At 34.8% G+C, this 19,954-nt stretch carries 17 protein-coding genes and 2 rRNA genes; 14 read left to right on the top strand and 5 right to left on the bottom strand.

The window, feature by feature from the left end:
* The first annotated feature begins 2 nt into the window (after window positions 1-2).
* From HUE87_RS04305 to HUE87_RS04290, 4 genes are read left to right on the top strand one after another with little or no spacing between them, the layout of a single operon-like run.
* Window positions 3-488 (top strand): HugZ family pyridoxamine 5'-phosphate oxidase, encoded by a 486-nt coding sequence (locus HUE87_RS04305; protein ID WP_194367502.1) that lies wholly within the window; start codon window positions 3-5, stop codon window positions 486-488.
* Window positions 485-667, top strand: coding sequence for a hypothetical protein (locus HUE87_RS04300; RefSeq protein ID WP_194367501.1), 183 nt, complete (start codon window positions 485-487; stop codon window positions 665-667). Before HUE87_RS04305 ends, HUE87_RS04300 begins: the two co-directional genes overlap by 4 nt.
* Complete coding sequence (locus HUE87_RS04295; protein WP_194367885.1) at window positions 667-1,611, top strand: permease; 945 nt, start codon at window positions 667-669, stop codon at window positions 1,609-1,611. The genes HUE87_RS04300 and HUE87_RS04295 overlap by 1 nt, the downstream gene beginning before the upstream one ends.
* A gap of 45 nt (window positions 1,612-1,656) precedes the next feature.
* Window positions 1,657-1,902, top strand: coding sequence for a thioredoxin family protein (locus HUE87_RS04290; protein WP_194367500.1), 246 nt, complete (start codon window positions 1,657-1,659; stop codon window positions 1,900-1,902).
* A 28-nt stretch (window positions 1,903-1,930) separates the two neighbouring features.
* On the opposite strand, the gene HUE87_RS04285 is transcribed toward HUE87_RS04290, so the two are convergent.
* Window positions 1,931-3,910: a molybdopterin oxidoreductase family protein gene (locus HUE87_RS04285; RefSeq protein ID WP_194367499.1), complete on the bottom strand. Its 1,980-nt coding sequence runs from the start codon at window positions 3,908-3,910 to the stop codon at window positions 1,931-1,933.
* A 166-nt stretch (window positions 3,911-4,076) separates the two neighbouring features.
* Here HUE87_RS04285 and HUE87_RS04280 point away from each other — a divergent pair, with 166 nt between their 5' ends.
* From HUE87_RS04280 to HUE87_RS04250, 8 genes are all read left to right on the top strand, one after another.
* The gene (locus HUE87_RS04280) at window positions 4,077-5,456 is read left to right on the top strand and encodes a CmpA/NrtA family ABC transporter substrate-binding protein (RefSeq protein ID WP_194367498.1); all 1,380 of its coding nucleotides are present in this window, start codon (window positions 4,077-4,079) and stop codon (window positions 5,454-5,456) included.
* Between the two features lie 154 nt (window positions 5,457-5,610).
* Window positions 5,611-6,426 carry a nitrate ABC transporter permease gene (gene ntrB, locus HUE87_RS04275; RefSeq protein WP_194367497.1) on the top strand — a complete coding sequence of 272 codons (816 nt, stop codon included), beginning with the start codon at window positions 5,611-5,613 and terminating at the stop codon, window positions 6,424-6,426.
* The gene (locus HUE87_RS04270; protein WP_194367496.1) at window positions 6,426-7,220 is read left to right on the top strand and encodes an ABC transporter ATP-binding protein; all 795 of its coding nucleotides are present in this window, start codon (window positions 6,426-6,428) and stop codon (window positions 7,218-7,220) included. The genes ntrB and HUE87_RS04270 overlap by 1 nt, the downstream gene beginning before the upstream one ends.
* Before the next feature lie 20 nt (window positions 7,221-7,240).
* Complete coding sequence (locus HUE87_RS04265; protein ID WP_194367495.1) at window positions 7,241-8,101, top strand: hypothetical protein; 861 nt, start codon at window positions 7,241-7,243, stop codon at window positions 8,099-8,101.
* A complete protein-coding gene (locus HUE87_RS04260) occupies window positions 8,023-9,147 on the top strand; it encodes a protein phosphatase 2C domain-containing protein (RefSeq protein WP_347401023.1) in 1,125 nt (374 codons plus the stop codon). Before HUE87_RS04265 ends, HUE87_RS04260 begins: the two co-directional genes overlap by 79 nt.
* Before the next feature lie 186 nt (window positions 9,148-9,333).
* Complete coding sequence (locus HUE87_RS12645) at window positions 9,334-9,537, top strand: hypothetical protein (RefSeq protein WP_229855222.1); 204 nt, start codon at window positions 9,334-9,336, stop codon at window positions 9,535-9,537.
* A gap of 23 nt (window positions 9,538-9,560) precedes the next feature.
* Entirely contained in the window at window positions 9,561-10,874 is a 1,314-nt protein-coding gene (locus HUE87_RS04255; RefSeq protein ID WP_194367494.1) for a hypothetical protein, read from the top strand.
* A 4-nt stretch (window positions 10,875-10,878) separates the two neighbouring features.
* On the top strand, window positions 10,879-11,967 hold the full coding sequence (locus tag HUE87_RS04250; RefSeq protein WP_194367493.1) for a trypsin-like peptidase domain-containing protein: 1,089 nt from the start codon (window positions 10,879-10,881) through the stop codon (window positions 11,965-11,967).
* On the opposite strand, the gene HUE87_RS04245 is transcribed toward HUE87_RS04250, so the two are convergent.
* Window positions 11,964-12,869, bottom strand: coding sequence for a tetratricopeptide repeat protein (locus HUE87_RS04245; RefSeq protein ID WP_194367492.1), 906 nt, complete (start codon window positions 12,867-12,869; stop codon window positions 11,964-11,966). The genes HUE87_RS04250 and HUE87_RS04245 overlap by 4 nt on opposite strands.
* Window positions 12,870-13,000: 131 nt before the next feature.
* On the opposite strand from HUE87_RS04245, the gene HUE87_RS04240 reads away from it, so the two are divergent.
* Both HUE87_RS04240 and HUE87_RS04235 read left to right on the top strand, forming a co-directional pair.
* A complete protein-coding gene (locus HUE87_RS04240) occupies window positions 13,001-14,950 on the top strand; it encodes a M3 family metallopeptidase (RefSeq protein WP_194367491.1) in 1,950 nt (649 codons plus the stop codon).
* A gap of 56 nt (window positions 14,951-15,006) precedes the next feature.
* The gene (locus HUE87_RS04235) at window positions 15,007-15,954 is read left to right on the top strand and encodes an endonuclease/exonuclease/phosphatase family protein (RefSeq protein WP_229855221.1); all 948 of its coding nucleotides are present in this window, start codon (window positions 15,007-15,009) and stop codon (window positions 15,952-15,954) included.
* On the opposite strand, the gene HUE87_RS04230 is transcribed toward HUE87_RS04235, so the two are convergent.
* From HUE87_RS04230 to HUE87_RS04220, 3 genes are all read right to left on the bottom strand, one after another.
* Window positions 15,929-16,612 carry a uracil-DNA glycosylase gene (locus tag HUE87_RS04230; protein ID WP_194367489.1) on the bottom strand — a complete coding sequence of 228 codons (684 nt, stop codon included), beginning with the start codon at window positions 16,610-16,612 and terminating at the stop codon, window positions 15,929-15,931. The two genes, HUE87_RS04235 and HUE87_RS04230, sit on opposite strands and share 26 nt — an antisense overlap.
* Window positions 16,613-16,723: 111 nt before the next feature.
* A 5S ribosomal RNA gene (rrf, locus tag HUE87_RS04225) occupies window positions 16,724-16,839 on the bottom strand.
* Between the two features lie 199 nt (window positions 16,840-17,038).
* Window positions 17,039-19,932: ribosomal RNA gene (locus HUE87_RS04220) — 23S ribosomal RNA — on the bottom strand.
* Window positions 19,933-19,954 lie beyond the last annotated feature (22 nt).

Here is a 19,954-nt window from a genome sequence, read left to right as displayed (position 1 = left end):
TGATGAAAAACTTTATTTCAAATATTAAAACAGCAGTTATAGCAACCATAGATAGTAACAACAATCCTTTTTCGTCATACGCTCCTTATATTTATGATAACAATCATTTTTACATCTATATATCAAACATAGCAACACATGCCAAAAACATACAGGCAAACCCAAATGCATCTCTGTTTTTTATTGAAGATGAAAGCAAGACAGAAAATCTTTTTGCAAGAAAACGTATATCTCTACAGTGCAAATCAAGTATAATACAAAGAGATGCGGAGCGTTTTGAAGAGGTGTTTGCTCTTTATAATGAAAAGTTTGATACTTCTATGGTTGAAATGCTTAAAAAGATGAAAGATTTTAATCTGTTTGAGTTGGAAGTAAAAGCTGGTGAAGCTACATTTGGTTTTGGTGAAGCTTACTTAATCGGTGGAGAAAATATGAATGAATTAGTAGCTCGAACAGGTGGAAGTGGACATCACGGAGGAAATAAATGAGTGATGTTTTAGATGTAGCATGCAGCACTGGAAATGTTGTTTTAGAATATGCTTCGATTTTTACAAATGTAAGCTTTGACAGTGATTTATTCTACTCATTTGAAGTTAAAACACCTCAGAAAAGTTGGAAAAACCTTCAAACTATTGAGTGGAATTTAAATAAAGATGGAGGCAAATGATGTGGAAAGAGAGCGTTGATTATTTTATATATAATCTTTTAAATATGCAAGGTAATTTAGCTGATGCAATTAACTTTTTTATCTATGACACCATAAAAATCTGGTTTTTACTTATTACAATTATCTTTATTGTCTCATACTTAAGAACTCACTTTAACACGGAGTATGTAAGAGCTTACCTTCAAGGTAAATCACCATTTTTCGGCAATGTTTTAGCTTCACTTTTTGGTATTATCACACCATTTTGCAGCTGTAGTGCCATTCCTCTGTTCTTAGGTTTTATTCAAGCTCGTATTCCTCTTGGCGTAACTTTCTCATTTCTTATTAGCTCTCCTTTAAACAATGAGATAGCTATAGCACTTCTGTTTGGTATATTTGGTTGGAAAATTACGGCTGTATATATTGGATTTGGATTATTAGTTTCAACACTTGGTGGATACTTCATAGGTCGAATGAAGATGGAGAAATATATTTTACTTGATGTGACACCAATGGATGGAGAATTAGATAAACTTAAAATAAAACTTACATTTAAAGAGCGAGTAAAAGAAGCATCTGAGTATACGCTTGATATATTTAAAAAAATATATCTCTATGTGCTTATCGGTGTTGGAGTTGGAGCATTCATACATGGCTATATTCCAGCAGACTTTATAGCAAAATATGCAGGAGCAGATAATCCTTTTGCTGTTTTAGTTGCTGTTTTAATGGGAATACCGATGTATAGTAACGCAGCTGGAGTAATGCCACTAGTTGAAGTACTTGTCAGCAAAGGAATGCTACTTGGAACCGCTCTAAGCTTTATGATGGCGGTAACTGCTCTGAGCCTTCCTGAGGCTTTGATACTTAAAAGAATAATACACACTAAGTTGATTGTTCTATTTTTTGGGATTGTTGGTTTTGGGATAATCGCTATAGGTTATCTATTTAATTTGATATTATAAACTTGCAAAGTAAGTTCAAGAAGAATATAAAAAGGAAAAATTAAAATGAAGATAGAGATACTTGGCACAGGCTGTACAAAGTGTAAAACATTAGAAGAAGCTGCAAAACAAGCAGTAGCTAAAATTGGCGGATTCCATAGTGTAGAAAAAGTTGAAGATATACAAAAAATTATGGACTATGGAGTTATAAGCACACCATCATTAGTTATAGATGGTGAGGTTATAAGTACAGGTAAACTCTTAAGTATAGAAGAAATAGTTAATATTATCAATGGTAAAGATGTAAAATAAAGAGCCTGTAAAATTAAACCACAACTTCTTATACCTTAGTAATTTTTACTGCACTGTAGTTATAGTCAGGCTCAAAAGACTCACTGTCTAGTAAATCGTTAGTTAAATAGTTTATATCCCTATTACTAATTGGCATAAAAATAGTTTTTCTATTTATATTATCAGTTACTATAGCTACTGTAGTTATTGTTCCTCGGAGCGATGTGACAGCTACTATATCATCACTTTTTATATTTAATAATTTTGCATCTTCGCTATTTATCTCTACAAATTCAAGTGCTTTATACTTTAATAGTGTTTTTGGCAGATTTGTTTTTGTGCCGCTATGCCACTGGTCTCTTGTACGACCGGTCAAGAGGACAAACGGATATATCAGGTTTGTTTTTTCACTAAGCAGTTTGTTTTCTAGAAAATAAAGGTTGGCTTTTTTATCTTTTGTTAAAAAGCCTTTAATATTTTCACCCCACACAAAAGGTTTATCTGACAATTCATCATAATTAGCCAAATGAATATCCATATGATCGTTTAACTTTGTCATCTCCTGATACTCTTGAAAAATCTCTTTTGTATTTTTATAACTAAACTCTTTTTCAAAACCCAATTCCAATGCCAAAAGTTGAAATATTTGCCAATCAGCCTTGCAATCAATTGATGTGCGTGACAGCTTCTCCTGCTTTGTAATACTTCTATCTAGGTTTGTCTGAGTACCCTCTTTTTCTCCCCATGGAGCTGCAGGTAATCTTATATGGGCAAACTTAGAAGTCTCACTATTCTCATATGCATTTATCTCTACAACCATAGGTATTTTTTGAATTAACTTCTCCATCTTATGTCTGTTTGGAAGATGATAGATTGGGTCAGTGTGGCAAATTATCAGCAGATCCAGGTCCGCTTCAAGCATCTGCGTTGCAGTAAGTCCAGGTTTGTTATAAATTTTATTCGTACCCCAAAACTTTGATACCTTATTAATAGACTTTACATCAAAACCCAAATGAACAGCTAACACAGTAGACAAACCTCCAACTTCTCTGCCGCCCATAGCATTAGGCTGACCGGTAAGACTAAGTGGTCCATTTCCAGGCTTAAATATCCTTCCTGTTAAAAGATGAGTATTTATGAGTGCTAAATTTTTATCAACACCCTGAACAGATTGGTTAAGTCCCATAGTCCAAGCCGTTATAATATTTTTACTGTTTTTATAAAACATCCAAAACCATTCAAACTGCTCTTTAGTCAATCCAGTTCTTTTTAACATTTTAGTTACAGGAACTCTTTTAAACTTGTTTTGTAAGAGTTCAAAATTGTTTACATGTAAATCTACAAACTCTTTGTCATATAACGCTTCATCGATTAAACGTTTTGAAATTAGATTGAAAAAGTCTATATCACCACCAGCTTTTATAGGTAGATACAAATCAGCAATTTTTGCCGTTTCTGTATATCTTGGGTCTATTACAATTACTTTTAGCCCTTGCTTTTTAGCCTTTTTTATCTGGTTATGAAACACTACATGTGCTTCAGCGGTATTGGCACCAGTTAGTATAAGCAGGTCACTGCTGAAAATATCTTCCATTCTAAGGGGAACAAAATCAGCACCGATAGATTTTTTATAAGCAACAACCGCACTTGACATACATGTACGAGAGTTTGTATCTACATTATTTGTGCCAATAAAACCTTTTCCCAACTTGTTTGCAATATAGTAGTCTTCCGTTAAAAGTTGCCCAGAGAGATAGAAACCTATCTTTTTAGGTTTTGTTTTTTTTACTTTATCAGCAATAACTCTTATAGACTCATCCCAAGAACTTACCTTATACTCATCACTTATATTATCTCTCATCTGCGGTCTTAGCAGTCTTGTGGATGTATCAATACTTACAAGTTCTGATATACCTTTAGAACATAACTTGCCCTCATTAATAGGATATGCAACATCTCCAATAAGCTTACTCTCGTCATACTCCAATCCACAACCAACACCACAATACCCACACACTGACTTTATCATTATATAGAACCTATTTCAATTAAATTAATACTATTATAATAACATAAGTTTAATGTAGAATTAAGATATATTGTATAAAAATTAATCAAAATATTGCTTATTAACTATATATTTAATCGTATAATTTCTCAACGACATTTTTTAAATGTAGATTTAAGGAGAATATATGTTAGCTAAAATAGTAAGAATCGGATTAGGTCTTTCAGTTGTAACTGCTTCAATGATGGCAGCACCGGAGAAAACAAAATTAACTATAGGTTTTATAGCACTGACTGACTGTGCACCTATTGTAATTGCTGAAGAAAAAGGTTTCTTTGATAAATATGGTTTAGATGTACATGTAGTTAAAGAGGGTGGCGGCTGGCCGGGGATTCAACAAAAGGTTATTAGTGGAGAGTATGATTTTTCTCACGCACTAGCGGGTATGCCCATTGCCGCAACTCTTGGAATAAATGGAAATGCTAATCTTCAAGCTGTTCTTAGTCTTGATTTTAATGGTAATGGCATCACTTTTGGTAATAAAATCATTAAAAGCATGGAAAAGTACGGTATGGATAAAACTTCTCGTCCATTAACATCAGAGTCACTTAAAAAATATATAGATGCAAAACATAAAGCAGAGGGTTCAAATTATCAACCTCTTTCATTTGGTATGGTTCACCCTGTTTCTACTCATAACTACGAGTTAAGATATTGGATGGCATCTTCTGGGATAGTTCCTGACCGTGATACTACTATCAAACCTTTTCCGCCACCCACAATGCCTTCTAACTTAATCGCTGGTAATATTGAAGGTTACTGTGTTGGTGAGCCTTGGAATGAGAGAATTGTTTTAAAGAAAAAAGGTTCTACACTTGTAACAAACTACGATATCTGGAATAACAACCCTGAAAAAGTTCTTCAAACGAGAGCTGATTTTATCAAGAAAAATCCAGAGACTACAAAAGCTGTAATGAAAGCGATTTTAGAAGCTCAAATTTGGCTTGATACATCATGGGAAAATCGTAAAGAAGCAGCTAAGATTTTAAGTAAAAAGAACTATGTAAATGCTCCTGTAAGTGTTCTTGAAAAATCAATGACTGGTACATTTCAGTACTTAAAAGGTCAAAAGTCTGAAGCAAACCCAATGTTTAATGTTTTTGCTAACTACTATGCAGCATATCCATACTATTCACATGGAATGTGGTTTATAACTCAAATGTATAGATGGGGTCAAATTGACAAAGCTGTAGATATGAAAAAAGTTATAGAGTCTGTTTATAGACCAGACCTTTTTGCAGAAGTAGCAAAAGAGATTGGGTACAGCCTACCACCAAGTGCATGGAAAAAAGATGGTGTAGACAAGTACAACATGTTTATGGATGGAAAAGTTTGGGATCCTAATAAAGCTGTTGAGTATATCTTCTCTACAGGGATTGATGAGTCAAAAGTATCTAAAGAAGAACTTTTAAAAGTTAATAAATGGAGTGTTAAAACTGAGCAACCAAACTATGTATGTCCTTATGGACCTGCTGGATGTGCAGACCCTAAGTTTGTAATAAAATAAAGATAACGACATAAAGGATTACCCTTTATGTCACTCAATATTTGCAGATGTAAGTACCTAGAAATTTTATATATGTTTTCAGTCCGTTAACATACTAAGTACTTACATGTGCAAATCTAAGTTACAAGTAAATAATTTACATAAGGAAGTTTAAATGAATAAAGAGACAATTAAAAAAATAGTATTACCACTGTTAGTACTACTATTTATAATCCAGTTTTGGTCTGGACTATCAAATGTGGTTGAGGAATTTCCTACACCAAGTGATACTTATGTAGCAGCCTTTGGTGGTACTAATGAAGATGGAGATGAGATTACTGGTGTTTTATCTGACCCTTTTTATGTAAACAATCAAGATGACAAAGGTATATTTTGGCAAATCATGGCTTCCCTAAAAAGAGTTTTTGCAGGGTTTGTGCTAGCAATTTTAGTTGGTGTACCTCTTGGTCTGCTTGTTGGAATGAGCAAAAGTGCCCAATATGCATTTGATCCATTTATACAGATATTTAAACCCGTATCTCCTTTAGCATGGTTGCCTTTGCTTCTATTTATATTTCAAGATATAAATATGACAGCTATTTCAACCATCTTTATTACTTCTATCTGGCCTATTATTATAAATACGGCTCTTGGAGTAAAAAGTGTTAGTGAGGACTATATGAATGTTGCGAAAGTTTTAAGGTTTTCACCAATGGAGAAAATAGTTCAGATTATTTTACCGGTGTCTGTCCCATATATATTTACAGGGATGAGGCTCTCCCTTGGTATTGCTTGGCTGGTTATTGTTGCAGCTGAGATGTTAACTGGTGGTATTGGTATAGGTTTTTGGATTTGGGATGAGTATAATAACCTCAACTATCACAATATTATCATAGGTATTATTGTAGTTGGTCTAATCGGTTACCTTTTAGACTTGATAATGGGCAAAATTGCAGATTATTTTGATTATACAAAGAGAGGTAGAGCATAATGAGAACAAAGTTTTTAAGTTTAAATAACATTGAAAAAAGATTTCCAATTCCTGGCAAAGATGACTATGTTGCTGTTACTGATGTAAATCTGGAAATTAAAGAGAATGAAATTATCTCTATAATTGGCCATAGCGGGTGTGGCAAAAGTACACTTCTTAACATGATTTCCGGTCTTGACTCACAAACTCAAGGTACAATTTTGCTTGAGAACAAACATGTAATGGGTCCAGGACCTGAACGTGCAGTTGTTTTTCAAAACCACTCTTTGCTTCCGTGGCTTACAGTCTACCAAAATATAGAGATGGCGGTAAAAAAAGTTATGCCTGAGTTAAATTCTTCTGAATTAAGACAGAGAGTTGAAAAGTTTGTAAGTATGGTAAATCTAGATCATGCAAAAGACAAGCTGCCTGATGAGATAAGCGGCGGAATGAAGCAAAGAGTCGGAATAGCCAGAGCACTAGCTATTAAACCAAAAGTACTGCTTATGGATGAGCCATTTGGTGCACTTGACTCTCTAACCAGAGCCAATTTGCAAGAGCATTTAATGAGAATTCAACAAAAAGTAAAAAACACTGTTATAGTTATCACACATGATATCGACGAAGCAGTTTTACTAAGTGACAGAGTTATAATGATGACAAATGGGCCTGATGCAACAATAGGCGAGATTCTAGAAGTAAATCTAGCGCGTCCAAGAAATAGAGTCGAGCTTCAAAGTGACCCAGAGTATATCAGATGTAGAGAAGCTATTTTAAGCTTTTTATATGAAAAGTTTGCAAAAGATGACGAGTAGTTTAATAAACAAGGAATAGAATGCAAGAGTTTATGGATATATATAAAAACAATATCAATAATATAGAAAATTTTTTAATGGAAACTATTTTTAATATTGGTAATCTAAGTGAGAGAGAAGGTAAAAAGTTTAGCAATATTTTTAAAGTTTTTCCATCTTTGGAACTCATGTACGTTTGTGATGAAGAGAGTATGCTTCAATTATCTGAAAATATTTACAGAAATAAAACAAGTGATATTACCTTAGGTAGAGATAGAAACTACTTGCTTGAAAAAGTGCAATTTGACTCTACAAATATAGCAATCTCTAAAGCATATATTAGCAGTGCTACAGGTGAGACTTGTGTTACAATAGCAAAAAAAGAGAATGGCAAAATATACTTTTTTGATTTTAACATTCCAGCCCTCCTTCAAAGACTTGGACTTATTGAAATACATAATGGTTTTAACCTTGTAAGTAAAAGTTTTTACTTTCTTACTGCAACTATTATGATGGCTTTAGCACTCTTTACAATCGGTTATGCAATGTATGAATTTATAAATTCTCTTTTTTTTAAAGATGGCTTAACAATAGAGTTGATATTTAAACCTGTTATTGCGCTAACGCTTGGATTGGCAATCTTTGACCTTGCAAAAACAGTATTTGCACAAGAGGTGGTATTTAAAAGCTATTCTAAAAACTCTAATGCAGAGTATAAAGTTTTAACAAAATTCTCCATTACAATTATTATAGCTTTACTTATAGAATCTCTTATGGTAGTATTTAAAATTGCTATAGATGATTATTCACATATGGTTCATGCATTTTATCTCATAGGCGGAGTATCTCTCTTAATTATGGCATTGGGATCATTTATATATTTTACAAAAAAGAAAATTTAATATGTCAAAAAAACAACATCAAAACTTCTGGTTTTTCTCTTGCAAAAGGTAAAAAATTAACCGGAGATGACTTTTACGATGTAAGGACTATAGGAAATTTAACAGTTGCCATAGTTTGTGATGGAGTAGCAAGTGCTGATGCAGGAGCTGAGGCAGCTTCAAGAGTTACTTCATATCTAATAAACAACTTCAAAATACGCCCTAAAAGCTGGAATATTGAAAAATCTATCATAAGCTTTATAACATCAATTAACTCAATTTTATATCAAGAGTCTATGGTAAATTATGAAAGAGCTGAACTTGTTACAACACTAACAATAGTTGTAATAGAAGGTAATAGACTGTATGGAGCAAATGTTGGTGACAGTAGAGTTTATCTACTAAGAGATAAGAATATTAATCTGCTCTCATTTGACCACTCTATGGATGAGTCTGGATATGAGAATATTTTAACACAAGCCATAGGAATAGATAGTGAAGTAGCTACATACTATTTTGAAAACATAGTGCAAAAAAATGACAAAATTTTACTTTGCAGTGATGGGCTATATAATATTTTAAGTGAAAACACAATTGAAAGTGAGATAAACTTTACAGCTCACTCCTTAGTCAGAAAAGCTAGTAAACTTATGGATGACAACCTTCCATATGATACAACGGCAGTAGTTCTTGAAATATTGGAAGCTAATGAACTAGAAATTCTAAAAAAACAAAATCTTCTTATATCAGAGAGGCTGAAAAAGGGACAAACAGTAGATGGATATACTCTGCAAAAACCACTTATTCAGAACAACCGAACATGGCTGAGTTTGAAAAACAACAAACAGTATGTACTTAAATTTGCCCCTCTTGAAGCTTTAGAGAATGAAAAATTATTAGATTTATTTGTAAAAGAAGCTTGGAATGGAAAGAGATTAAAAGCACTCTTTTTTCCAAAAGCGGTTATACCAAAGAACAGAACTCAAAGATACTATGTAATGCAGCTAATTCATGGCGAAGATTTAAACTCCACAAAAGCAGGAACTCCAAGCTTCCCCTCTCCTTAGAGGTTTCAAAATGAAGCGATAAGTGAATCAAGTGAAATATTCTCTATAGGTGTTACGCTATATCTTGCTTTAACAGGTAAATATCCTTATGGAGAGATTGAACCTTTCCAATCTCCTACATTCAAAGATACTAAAAAACCAAGTACATATAATAAAAACATACCTGACTGGCTTGAGAGTGTAATTATGCGTGCAATATCCATCGACAAAGATTTACGATATAAACACTACTCTGAGATGAGTTATGAGTTATTGTCCCCTCAAAATGTAAAACCGTTTTTTTCTAAAAATGCTTCACTCATAGAACGCTCACCATTGGCGTTTTATAAGGGTGGTTTTATTATAATGACACTTATAAATTTCATACTATTAACATGGATGAATTCATAAATTAAATATTATAAAGTAGGCACATGAACTGGCTTAATTTTTTTGAGCAAAGCACTCAATATAGACACCCTTTTGGAAGAGGTATAAATTCAAAACTGCATCCTAACGAAGAAGAACTGTTTAACAAATCTTATGAAGCATTTGAAAAAAAAGATATTATAAATGCGTACAAATACTTCTTTGAATCACTTGAAAACTATACAAACGATATCTCCAATAAAAATATTGTTATTAAAATACAAGATGATAAGTTAGAGTTTGAAATCTATCAAGGTAGTGCTATAATCACGGGTACTATAACCAATGAGAAGCTTTACGCAGAAGTGATTATTGTAAAAAAAGACAAAGCAAATGTTGCTCTAAAAAGACGCATATTAGAGAGAAACTATCAATTAACATATGCTAGCTACTTTACTGATGAAGAGTATATAAAACTAAAACTTTTTCATGATAACATAACTATGAGCCCTCAAAAAATATTTTTTCCACTAAGAGAGTTAGCTCTAAATGCAGATTTTGACAAAGAGTATATTAGATCAGAATTTCCTGATATAGAATTGGAAGACATCGCGCACTTAGAAGAGCTAAGCGGAGATGAGCTAAAGATAAAATATGATTTTTTAAAAGAATGGATAGATGAACTTGATGAAAAAGTTAAAACACTTCCATCAAATGATAACGTAGGGATGCAATCATTTATATACTTAACTACCTTGTTTAAAATAGATTATCTTCTTGTACCAAAATATGATATTTATCAAACTATAACTAAAAAAGTACAAGAGTATTTCAGTGATGAAAACATCTCTTCAGAATCTAAAAATGATGAGTTAAAACAGTATTTAAAGGTACTCCAAGAGATGAGTATTGAAGAGTTTAGTCAGAATTTCTATAATGCCAAGTACACATTCAATCCAACAGAAAGAGCATCCAATGAAGAGATTAACAATTTTATAAATGAATCACTAATAAAAGTTAGATGGTATAAAAACAATAGATATAGACAAATAATTCCTACAATCTACAGATATATAGCATTTTATATTCTTTACAACTATGGTATTCACCCCGCTATTAAAGAGCTACTGCACACACTTATTGCAATCCAGTATCCTAAGTTTTTCAAAGCACTTGGTTATGCTACACTCTATGATGAAGAGGATAAATCATTTTCTAAAAGGGCTATTATCTCAAAAATTGAGGATGCCATTACCCCTTATCAGAACCAATTTAAGCTGTTGCAACCTTTTGGCAATAAGCTTAACTTCAATTCTATGAATGAATTTAACAATAGCTTCTACCTTCAACTACAAAATTTAAACTTTGAGGAGATATAAAATTATGAATACTCAGGTAATCCTCGAAACATATATTGAAAATATCATACAGATTATGACGCCTTATGGAACCGGTACCGGTTTTATTATAGATGATTTAATTATTACAAACTCACATGTAGTTTCTGGTCTAAAAGAGATTGTAATTAGTTCTAAAAAAGTTCCCAGAACTATTGCAAAAGTTGTTTATGATGACCCATACTATGATTTAGCTTTTATCAGTTTTGACTTTGAAACACCAAAAAATCCTTTAAAACTAACAACTAGTTTAGTGGGAAATGGAGACACTACAATAGCAATCGGTCACCCATACGGTCTTAACTATACTGCAACAGAGGGAATAGTCTCCAGAGCGTCAAGACTTCAAGGTGATTTAGAGTATATACAGATAGATGCAGCGATAAATCCTGGAAACAGCGGTGGACCACTTCTTAACGTTGATGGAGATGTAATAGGTGTAAATACTTTTATTATTCAAAATGCAAACAATTTAGGTTTTTCACTCCCCTATTTTTATGTTAAAGAAGCACTTGAAAATTTCAAAAAGGTAAACAAAGAAAATATTATCAAATGCCCATCATGTAAAAATCTCACAAATGAAGAGGATATTGTCAATGACTATTGCCCTGCATGTGGAGTCAAGCTTGAAGTAGCAAAACAAAGAAGAAAAGGCTATATTCCGACAGGTGCTACAAAAATGATGGAAGACATACTTACCTCATTAAATATAAATGTAACTTTAGCAAGAAGAAGCCAGGCATCTTGGAGAATAGACAATGGAACTGCGAGAGTGGAAATAAGCTATTATGAGAATGGTATTATAATAGGTGAAACAAAACTATGTGCGATTCCAAATAAAAATATAGATGAGATATATGATTATATGCTTCACGAAAATCAAAAACTTTCATATCTGCGATTTTCTATAAACGAGAACAGCATATATCTATCATACCTTATTATAGACTCATCTTTAACCCTCAAAGAGGGAAAAGTAGCGCTTGAAAGGTTATTTGATTATTCTAATAAATATGATGATATTTTAATTAATAAATACGGAGCGATACTGCAAAAAAGAGACGAGGAGGATTAATGTTTATCCTCATGCTCTGAGTGTTTATACCCTTGCTCTGGGTGCTTGTGATCTTGATTTATTTTACAATAAATTGCTCCAAGCGAAGATTGTGCGAACATATCCCCTTTATCGGCAGCTTTTTTCACCCAAAACTGTGCTTTTTCTTTATCCTGAGGCATACCTACACCATCATAATACATCATGCCAAGTCTATGTTCAGATCTTGGATAACCTTGTGTTGCAGACTTTTCATAAAGATCAAATGCTTTTTTAAAATCACTAATAGCGCCATTACCACTTTCATACATTGTTGCTAAAAAAGATTGTGCGGCGGCATCACCTGCATCAGCTGCTTTTTTGTACCAATAAAATGATTTTTTTAAGTCCTTAGTAACACCTTCACCTTTTTCATATTTCATAGCTAAAAGAAACTGCGCTCCTAAATTACCAGCATTAGCAGCTTTTTCATACCAAAGCAAAGCTTCAGTTTGATTTTTCTTTACTCCATCACCAGAATCATACATTGATGCAAGTAGCATTTGTGATTTTGAGCTTCCATGAATTGCTGATTTTTTATACCACTCAAAGGCTTTTGCTTTATCTAACTTAGCCCCTTCACCTTTGTAATAAGCATTACCAAGTTTATACTCTGAACGCAGGTAACCACCCTCTGCTGCTCTATGCCAAAAAAGAACTGCTTTTTTCTTGTCTTTATTTGTCCCCTTACCGGCATAATGCATATTACCAAGCATATAAAGAGCTCTTTCATCACCATTACTTGCAAGTGGTTCAAGTAAAATAAATGCATTTTTATAATCTTTATTAATATACGCTCTTGTACCTTTTTCTATATCTGATGCTATTAAATTAAATGTTATTGCAAATAATATTATCACTAATTTTAAATTCAAAAAATTCATAAAAATCCCTCTTAACTTTATTTATAATAATTATATCACATTTAAATAAACATTCAGGACACTGTAATACTCAAACAAGTATTATACTACTTGAAAATATTTATAATATTTATTGTAATCAAGGAAGAGAAATGTCAAAGTTTGCGAGTGTTAAAGTTAATTTAGATGACTTTATAAGTGATTTAAACAAAAAGACTAAAGCTAATAATCTACATGTAGAAAAACTTTTAAAAATAGAATATAAAACATACAAAAACTTCGTAAAGCCATTGCAAATGATGGAAGAGTATCTGGAACAATTTTTCACTCCGCTGTCGCATATAAATTCAGTAAACAACTCTGATAAAACGCAAGAGATATATGCAGATTCTTTACCAATTATTACGGAGTACTCTACAAAATTATCTCAAAACATAGATATCTATAAAGCATATAAAGAGATAGAAGAAAATGAAAAAAACACACTAAATTATGAGCAAAAAAGAGTTATTGAACTTAATATTTTACACTTAGAACTAAGTGGTGCACACCTAGATGATAAGACTAAAGAGAGGCTTCAGGAGATACATATAAAAAAGAGTGAGCTCTCAAATAATTTTTCTCAAAATCTTTTAAACGCCACCAATGCCTATAAATACATAATTACTGACGAAAAAGATATAGAAGGGTTACCTCAAAGCGATATAGAAAATGCAAAGTTTGAAGAGGATGGAATAATAAAATATAAGTTTACACTTCAAATGCCATCATATATTGCCTATATGACATATGGTAAAAATGCAAAAATAAGAGAAGAACTATATAAAGCCTATGTAACAAGATCACCCGAAAATGCTTTGATTATCGATGAACTGCTAAGTTTAAAAAATGAGATGAGCAATCTTTTAGGTTTTGACAACTATGCCTCCTACTCCCTAGCCAGTAAAATGGCAAAAGATGAAAAAAGTGTTGTTGATTTTCTCCAAACACTTATTATAAATTCAAAATCTCAAGCACAAGAGGAGCTAAAAGAGCTTCAAAGCATTGCCAAAGAACCTCTGCAAAGTTTTGACACAGCTTACTACAGTGAAATCCTAAAAAAAGAAAAGTACGATTTGGATGAAGAGTTGTACCGTCCATATTTTGAGCAAAAAAGTGTTGTTAATGGTATGTTTGAATTTTTAAATAGACTATTTGGAATTAAATTTGAAAAGACAGATGAAGAGTTATGGGATAAAAAAGCATTCTCATACAATCTACATGTAGAAGATAAGCTTGTTGCTAGACTCTATTTAGATTTAGAAGCAAGAGAGAGTAAAAAAGGTGGTGCATGGATGCACAACTTCCAAACCCACTGCTTAGATGAAAATGGAGATGAGCAGTTAGCCTCAGCATTTATAGTATGTAATTTTCCACCATCTAGTGATAAAAATCCTTCTCTACTAAGACATGATGATGTAGTTACTCTATTTCATGAGATGGGTCATACAATTCATCATTTATTAAGTAATGTAAATGAAAATGAGGTTAGCGGTGTAAATGGTGTTGAGTGGGATGCGGTTGAGTTTCCATCACAATTTTTAGAAAACTTTGCCTATGAACCTCATGTTTTAAAACTATTTGCTATCCATCATGAAACTGGAGAGGTTATCCCAGACGAGATGATTGATAAACTAGTTAGAAGTAAAAACTTTCTCTCTGCATCAGGTATGCTTAGACAGCTAGAGTTTTCTATATTTGATTTTAAGCTTCACTCTAAAATCTATCAAGGCGAAGAAGTTCAATATTTACTAGATAGCATTAGAGAAGACACAGCACTAATCAAAACACCAAGTTACAACAAGTTCCAAAATGGCTTTTCACACATATTCGCAGGTGGTTACGCAGCTGGTTACTACAGCTACAAATGGGCTGAAGTTTTAAGTGCTGATGCATTTTTCAGTGTTGTAGACGAAGGGATATTTGACTCTGAAACCGCAAAAAAATACCTACATGTAGTTCTTAATGGTGGTGGTGCAAAAAGTATGAGCGAGCTCTTTAAAGAGCTTATGGGACGAGAACCAAATCCAGACAATTTACTAAGACTCAATGGCATTAAATAGTGCGCGTTATTGCTTTTTTATTTTTATTTATATCATTCGCCTTTGGAGGTACAACTTTGAAAATAGCAACATATAATATTGAGAATCTCTTTGACTTGGAAAAAGAAGGATATAAATATAAAGAGTACAAACCATATGGAAAATCTCTTTGGAATAAAAAAAACTACAAAATAAAACTACAAAATATATCACATGTAATCAAAGATATAGATGCCGATATAATTGCTCTTCAAGAAGTTCATTCCCTTAAAGCACTGAAAGATTTAAGGTTTGCACTAAAACAAAAAGGCGTATATTACCAATACTACTCTATTGCAGATAAAAAAAATACAGCAATAAAAGTAGCTATATTAAGTAAAATTCCCTTTATATACTCGAAGGAACTCAGCGTAACAACATCTTATAAATACAGAAATATACTAGAGACAAAATTTAAAATAAATAATAAAGAGTTGTATATATTAACAAATCATTGGAAATCAAAAGCCGGACCAGAGAGTATGAGGATAGTATCTGCAAAAACTTTGAGAAATAGAATTAGTCAAATTGGCTATGACAAAAATATCATCCTACTTGGAGACTTCAACTCTCACTATGAAGAATATATATTGTTTAAACGAAAAAGAAAACACAACGATACAAATGGAAAGACAGGAATAAATCATGTGCTTAGAACTCTAAAACAAACTCAAAAATCACCAGATACAAGATATGAAAAGAAGAACTTCTATAACCTTTGGTATGATGAAGAAAAAGAAGATAGTTACTCATATATATTTAAGGGTAAAAAAGAGGCTCTTGATAATATATTGATCTCCCAATCACTTTTAGATAAAGAAGGAATATCATATATTAAAGACAGCATAACAAACTTTGATAAAAAATATCTCTTTAAAAAGAAAAGTATTTATAGATGGCAGGTAAGTCGTGCAAAAATTCCAAAACATAAAGGTGCAGGCTACTCAGACCACTTACCAGTTATAGCAAAGTTTTTTGTGAAGTAAGACACCAGTCTATCTCTTTCCTGCCATTAGCTTTTAAATAAATATTAGCTTGAGAGAATGGCTTAGAGCCAAAGAAACCTCTATATGATGAAAGAGGCGAAGGATGTGGAGCTTTTAGAATAAAATGCTTTGTAGTATCGATTAAAGACTCTTTTTTTTGTGATGGTCCGCCCCAGAGTATAAAAACTATATTTTCATACTCATACGATAACTTTTTTATTACACTATTAGTAAATATTTCCCATCCCATATTTTTATGAGAATTAGGCTTTGCTTTTTCTACTGTCAATACAGTATTTATAAGAAGTACTCCCTCTTTCGCCCATTTAGTCAAATTTCCATTTGCAGGAGTATCACAGCGAATATCATCAACCAACTCTGTAAAAATATTTTTTAGTGATGGAGGAATTTTGCATTTATCACACACAGAAAATGCCAAACCATTAGCCTGATTAACTCCATGATATGGGTCCTGTCCAATAATTACAACTTTTATTTTTTGAGGAGATATTAAATTAAAAGCTCTAAATATATTTTCATATTCTGGGAATATAATCTTGTTTTTATACTCTATATCTATAAAATTTTGTAATTCTTTGAAATAACTAGAGTGTAATTCATCATCAAATAAAGATGACCATTCAGTATTTAGTAGCATATATAACCTAAGTGATAAAATTAAAATAATTATATATAAAGTCTTATTTCATAAAAGTTAATGTTAATGAAAATAGTTATGATTGTAAAAAGAGTGTGAGTAAATTGATCAACTAGGCAGCGACCTACATTTCCACACCTGAAAGATGCAGTATTATCAGCGATGAGAGGCTTAGCTTCTGGGTTCGGAATGGGACCAGGCGTTTCCCTCTCTCTATAGCCACCTAGACAATCAAGTGTAAAGACATCTAAATGTTCTTACATTTGACTGTTAGAGTCAATTGAGTGAGTGTTTATACTATTTCTAGTATACATTATTGTTTAAGTCAACATTATTCTAAATAACTGTATCAGTACACGGTTCATTAAATAGTGTGTTTACACTAAGTAAGGTAGTGAACGAAGTTGTGTTCTATTCAAAGAACTGTAAAAAAAGACAAACGTACTATTAGTACTGGTCAGCTAAACATATTACTATGCGTACACACCCAGCCTATCAAGCTTGTAGTCTTCAAGCGTACTTCAGGGAACGTTCATCTTGGAGTTGGCTTCCCGCTTAGATGCTTTCAGCGGTTATCTCATCCATGCGTAGCTACCCAGCGATGCTCTTGGCAGAACAACTGGTGCACCAGTGGCATGTCCAACCCGGTCCTCTCGTACTAGGGTCAGCTCTCCTCAACGTTCCTACGCCCACGGAAGATAGGGACCGAACTGTCTCACGACGTTCTGAACCCAGCTCGCGTACCGCTTTAAATGGCGAACAGCCATACCCTTGGGACCTGCTCCAGCCCCAGGATGCGATGAGCCGACATCGAGGTGCCAAACCTCCCCGTCGATGTGAGCTCTTGGGGGAGATCAGCCTGTTATCCCCGGCGTACCTTTTATCCTTTGAGCGATGGCCCTTCCACACAGAACCACCGGATCACTATGACCGTCTTTCGACTCTGCTCGACTTGTATGTCTCACAGTCAGTCCGGCTTGTGCCATTATACTCTACGGTGGATTTCCAACCCACCTGAGCCGAACTTTGTAAGCCTCCGTTACTTTTTAGGAGGCGACCGCCCCAGTCAAACTACCCACCAGACATTGTCCTCGCACGAGATAATCGTACCGAGTTAGCTATCAGAATATTCAAGGGTGGTATCTCAAGGATGCCTCATCATCAACTGGCGTCGATGAATCGAAGGCTCCCACCTATCCTGCACGTGAATATCCCAATAGCAGTGTCAAGCTATAGTAAAGGTGCACGGGGTCTTTCCGTCTTTCCGCGGGTAGGAGGAATTTTCACCTCCACTACAATTTCACTGGATCCATTGTTGAGACAGCTCCCATCTCGTTACGCCATTCATGCAGGTCGGTATTTAACCGACAAGGAATTTCGCTACCTTAGGACCGTTATAGTTACGGCCGCCGTTTACTTGTGCTTCATTTCAATGCTTCGCAGAGCTAACAAATCCATTTAACATTCAAGCACCGGGCAGGCGTCACACCCTATACATCCTCTTACGAGTTAGCAGAGTGCTGTGTTTTTGGTAAACAGTCGGGAGGGACACTTTGCTGCGACCCGTCAATGCTTTACAGAGTAAATCTGTTAACAAATAGGGCACACCTTATACCGAAGATACGGTGCTAGTTTGCAGAGTTCCTTAACAATGGTTCATCCACGCGCCTTAGAATACTCATCTCACCCACCTGTGTTGGTTTACGGTACGGGCAACGGTTGTTCTCGTTTAGAGGCTTTTCTCGGCACGACAGTATCATCGATTCTCCGCGCTGGCCGAAGCCATTGCAGAGCCTGTAAGATCTCGGTCGAATGACAAACGGATTTTCCTATTTGTCGACCTACGTCCTTCGACCCACTATTCCATCAGTGAGCTCGATTAACTCTATGCGTCCCCCCATCACTCAAACGAACAACCGTCGGTATCGGAATATTAACCGATTTGCCATCGTCTACCCCTTTCGGACTCGACTTAGGTCCCGACTAACCCTACGATGACGAGCATCGCGTAGGAAACCTTGGGTTTACGGCGAAGAAGATTCTCACTTCTTTTCTCGCTACTCATGCCTGCATGCTCACTTCCATCCGCTCCAATATTCCTTACCGGTATACCTTCAACGCTGAATGGAACGCTCTCCTACCACTCATAGTAAACTATGAATCTAGAGCTTCGGTGCTTGTCTTAGCCCCGTTATATTTTCGGCGCAAAATCGCTAGACCAGTGAGCTGTTACGCTTTCTTTAAAGGGTGGCTGCTTCTAAGCCAACCTCCTGGTTGTCACAGCAACTTCACATCCTTTTCCACTTAGACAAGACTTTGGGACCTTAGCTGCTAGTCTGGGTTGTTCCCCTCTCGACATAGGATTTTATCACCCTACGCCTGACTCCCGAGGTTACACATGAAGTATTCGGAGTTTGATAGGGTTTGGTACCGCGGTAAGCAGCCCTAGCCCTGTCAGTGCTCTACCCCTTCATGCTAATGCTCGAGGCTATACCTAAATATATTTCGGAGAGAACCAGCTATCACTGAGTTTGATTGGCCTTTCACCCCTATCCACACGTCATCCCAAGAGTTTTCAACCTCTACGGGTTCGGTCCTCCACTGGCTCTTACACCAGCTTCAACCTGCACATGGATAGATCACTCAGTTTCGGGTCTGCAGCATCTGACTAATTCGCCCTATTAAGACTCGCTTTCGCTACGGCTTCTCGTTAGATTAACCTTGCCAGATACCACAACTCGCAGGCTCATTATGCAAAAGGCAGTCCGTCACACTTGTCTTGCGACAATAGTGCTCCGAATGATTGTAAGCCATAGGTTTCAGGTTCTATTTCACTCCGCTCACCGCGGTCCTTTTCACCTTTCCCTCACGGTACTTGTTCGCTATCGGTCTAGTAGTAGTATTTAGGGTTGGAGGGTGGTCCCCCCATATTCAGTCAAGATAACACGTGTCCCGACCTACTCGTTCCTTAGTCTAGTACCATATAAATGTTTTCGCTTACGGGGATATCACCCTCTATGTCCACTCTTTCCAAAGTGTTCGGCTAACAAATATATTATCACTAAGTGCCCTAATCCCATTTCGCTCGCCGCTACTATGGGAATCTCGTTTGATTTCTTTTCCTTCAGGTACTGAGATGTTTCACTTCCCTGAGTTCGCCCCCCGTAGGGTAACATGATTCGCACCATGCTGGGTCGCCCCATTCAGAAATCCCCGGATCAAAGCTCTTTGGCAGCTCCCCGAGGCTTATCGCAGCCTAATACGTCTTTCATCGCCTCTACTAGCCAAGGCATCCACCTATGGCCCTTAATATCTTTTTTTCTAATTTGCGTTCACTACCTT

This window comes from Candidatus Sulfurimonas marisnigri, assembly GCF_015265475.1.
Taxonomy (GTDB): domain Bacteria; phylum Campylobacterota; class Campylobacteria; order Campylobacterales; family Sulfurimonadaceae; genus Sulfurimonas; species Sulfurimonas marisnigri.
The sequence above is the reverse complement of the archived record's forward strand: the minus strand, read 5'-3'. Positions and strand labels throughout refer to the sequence as shown.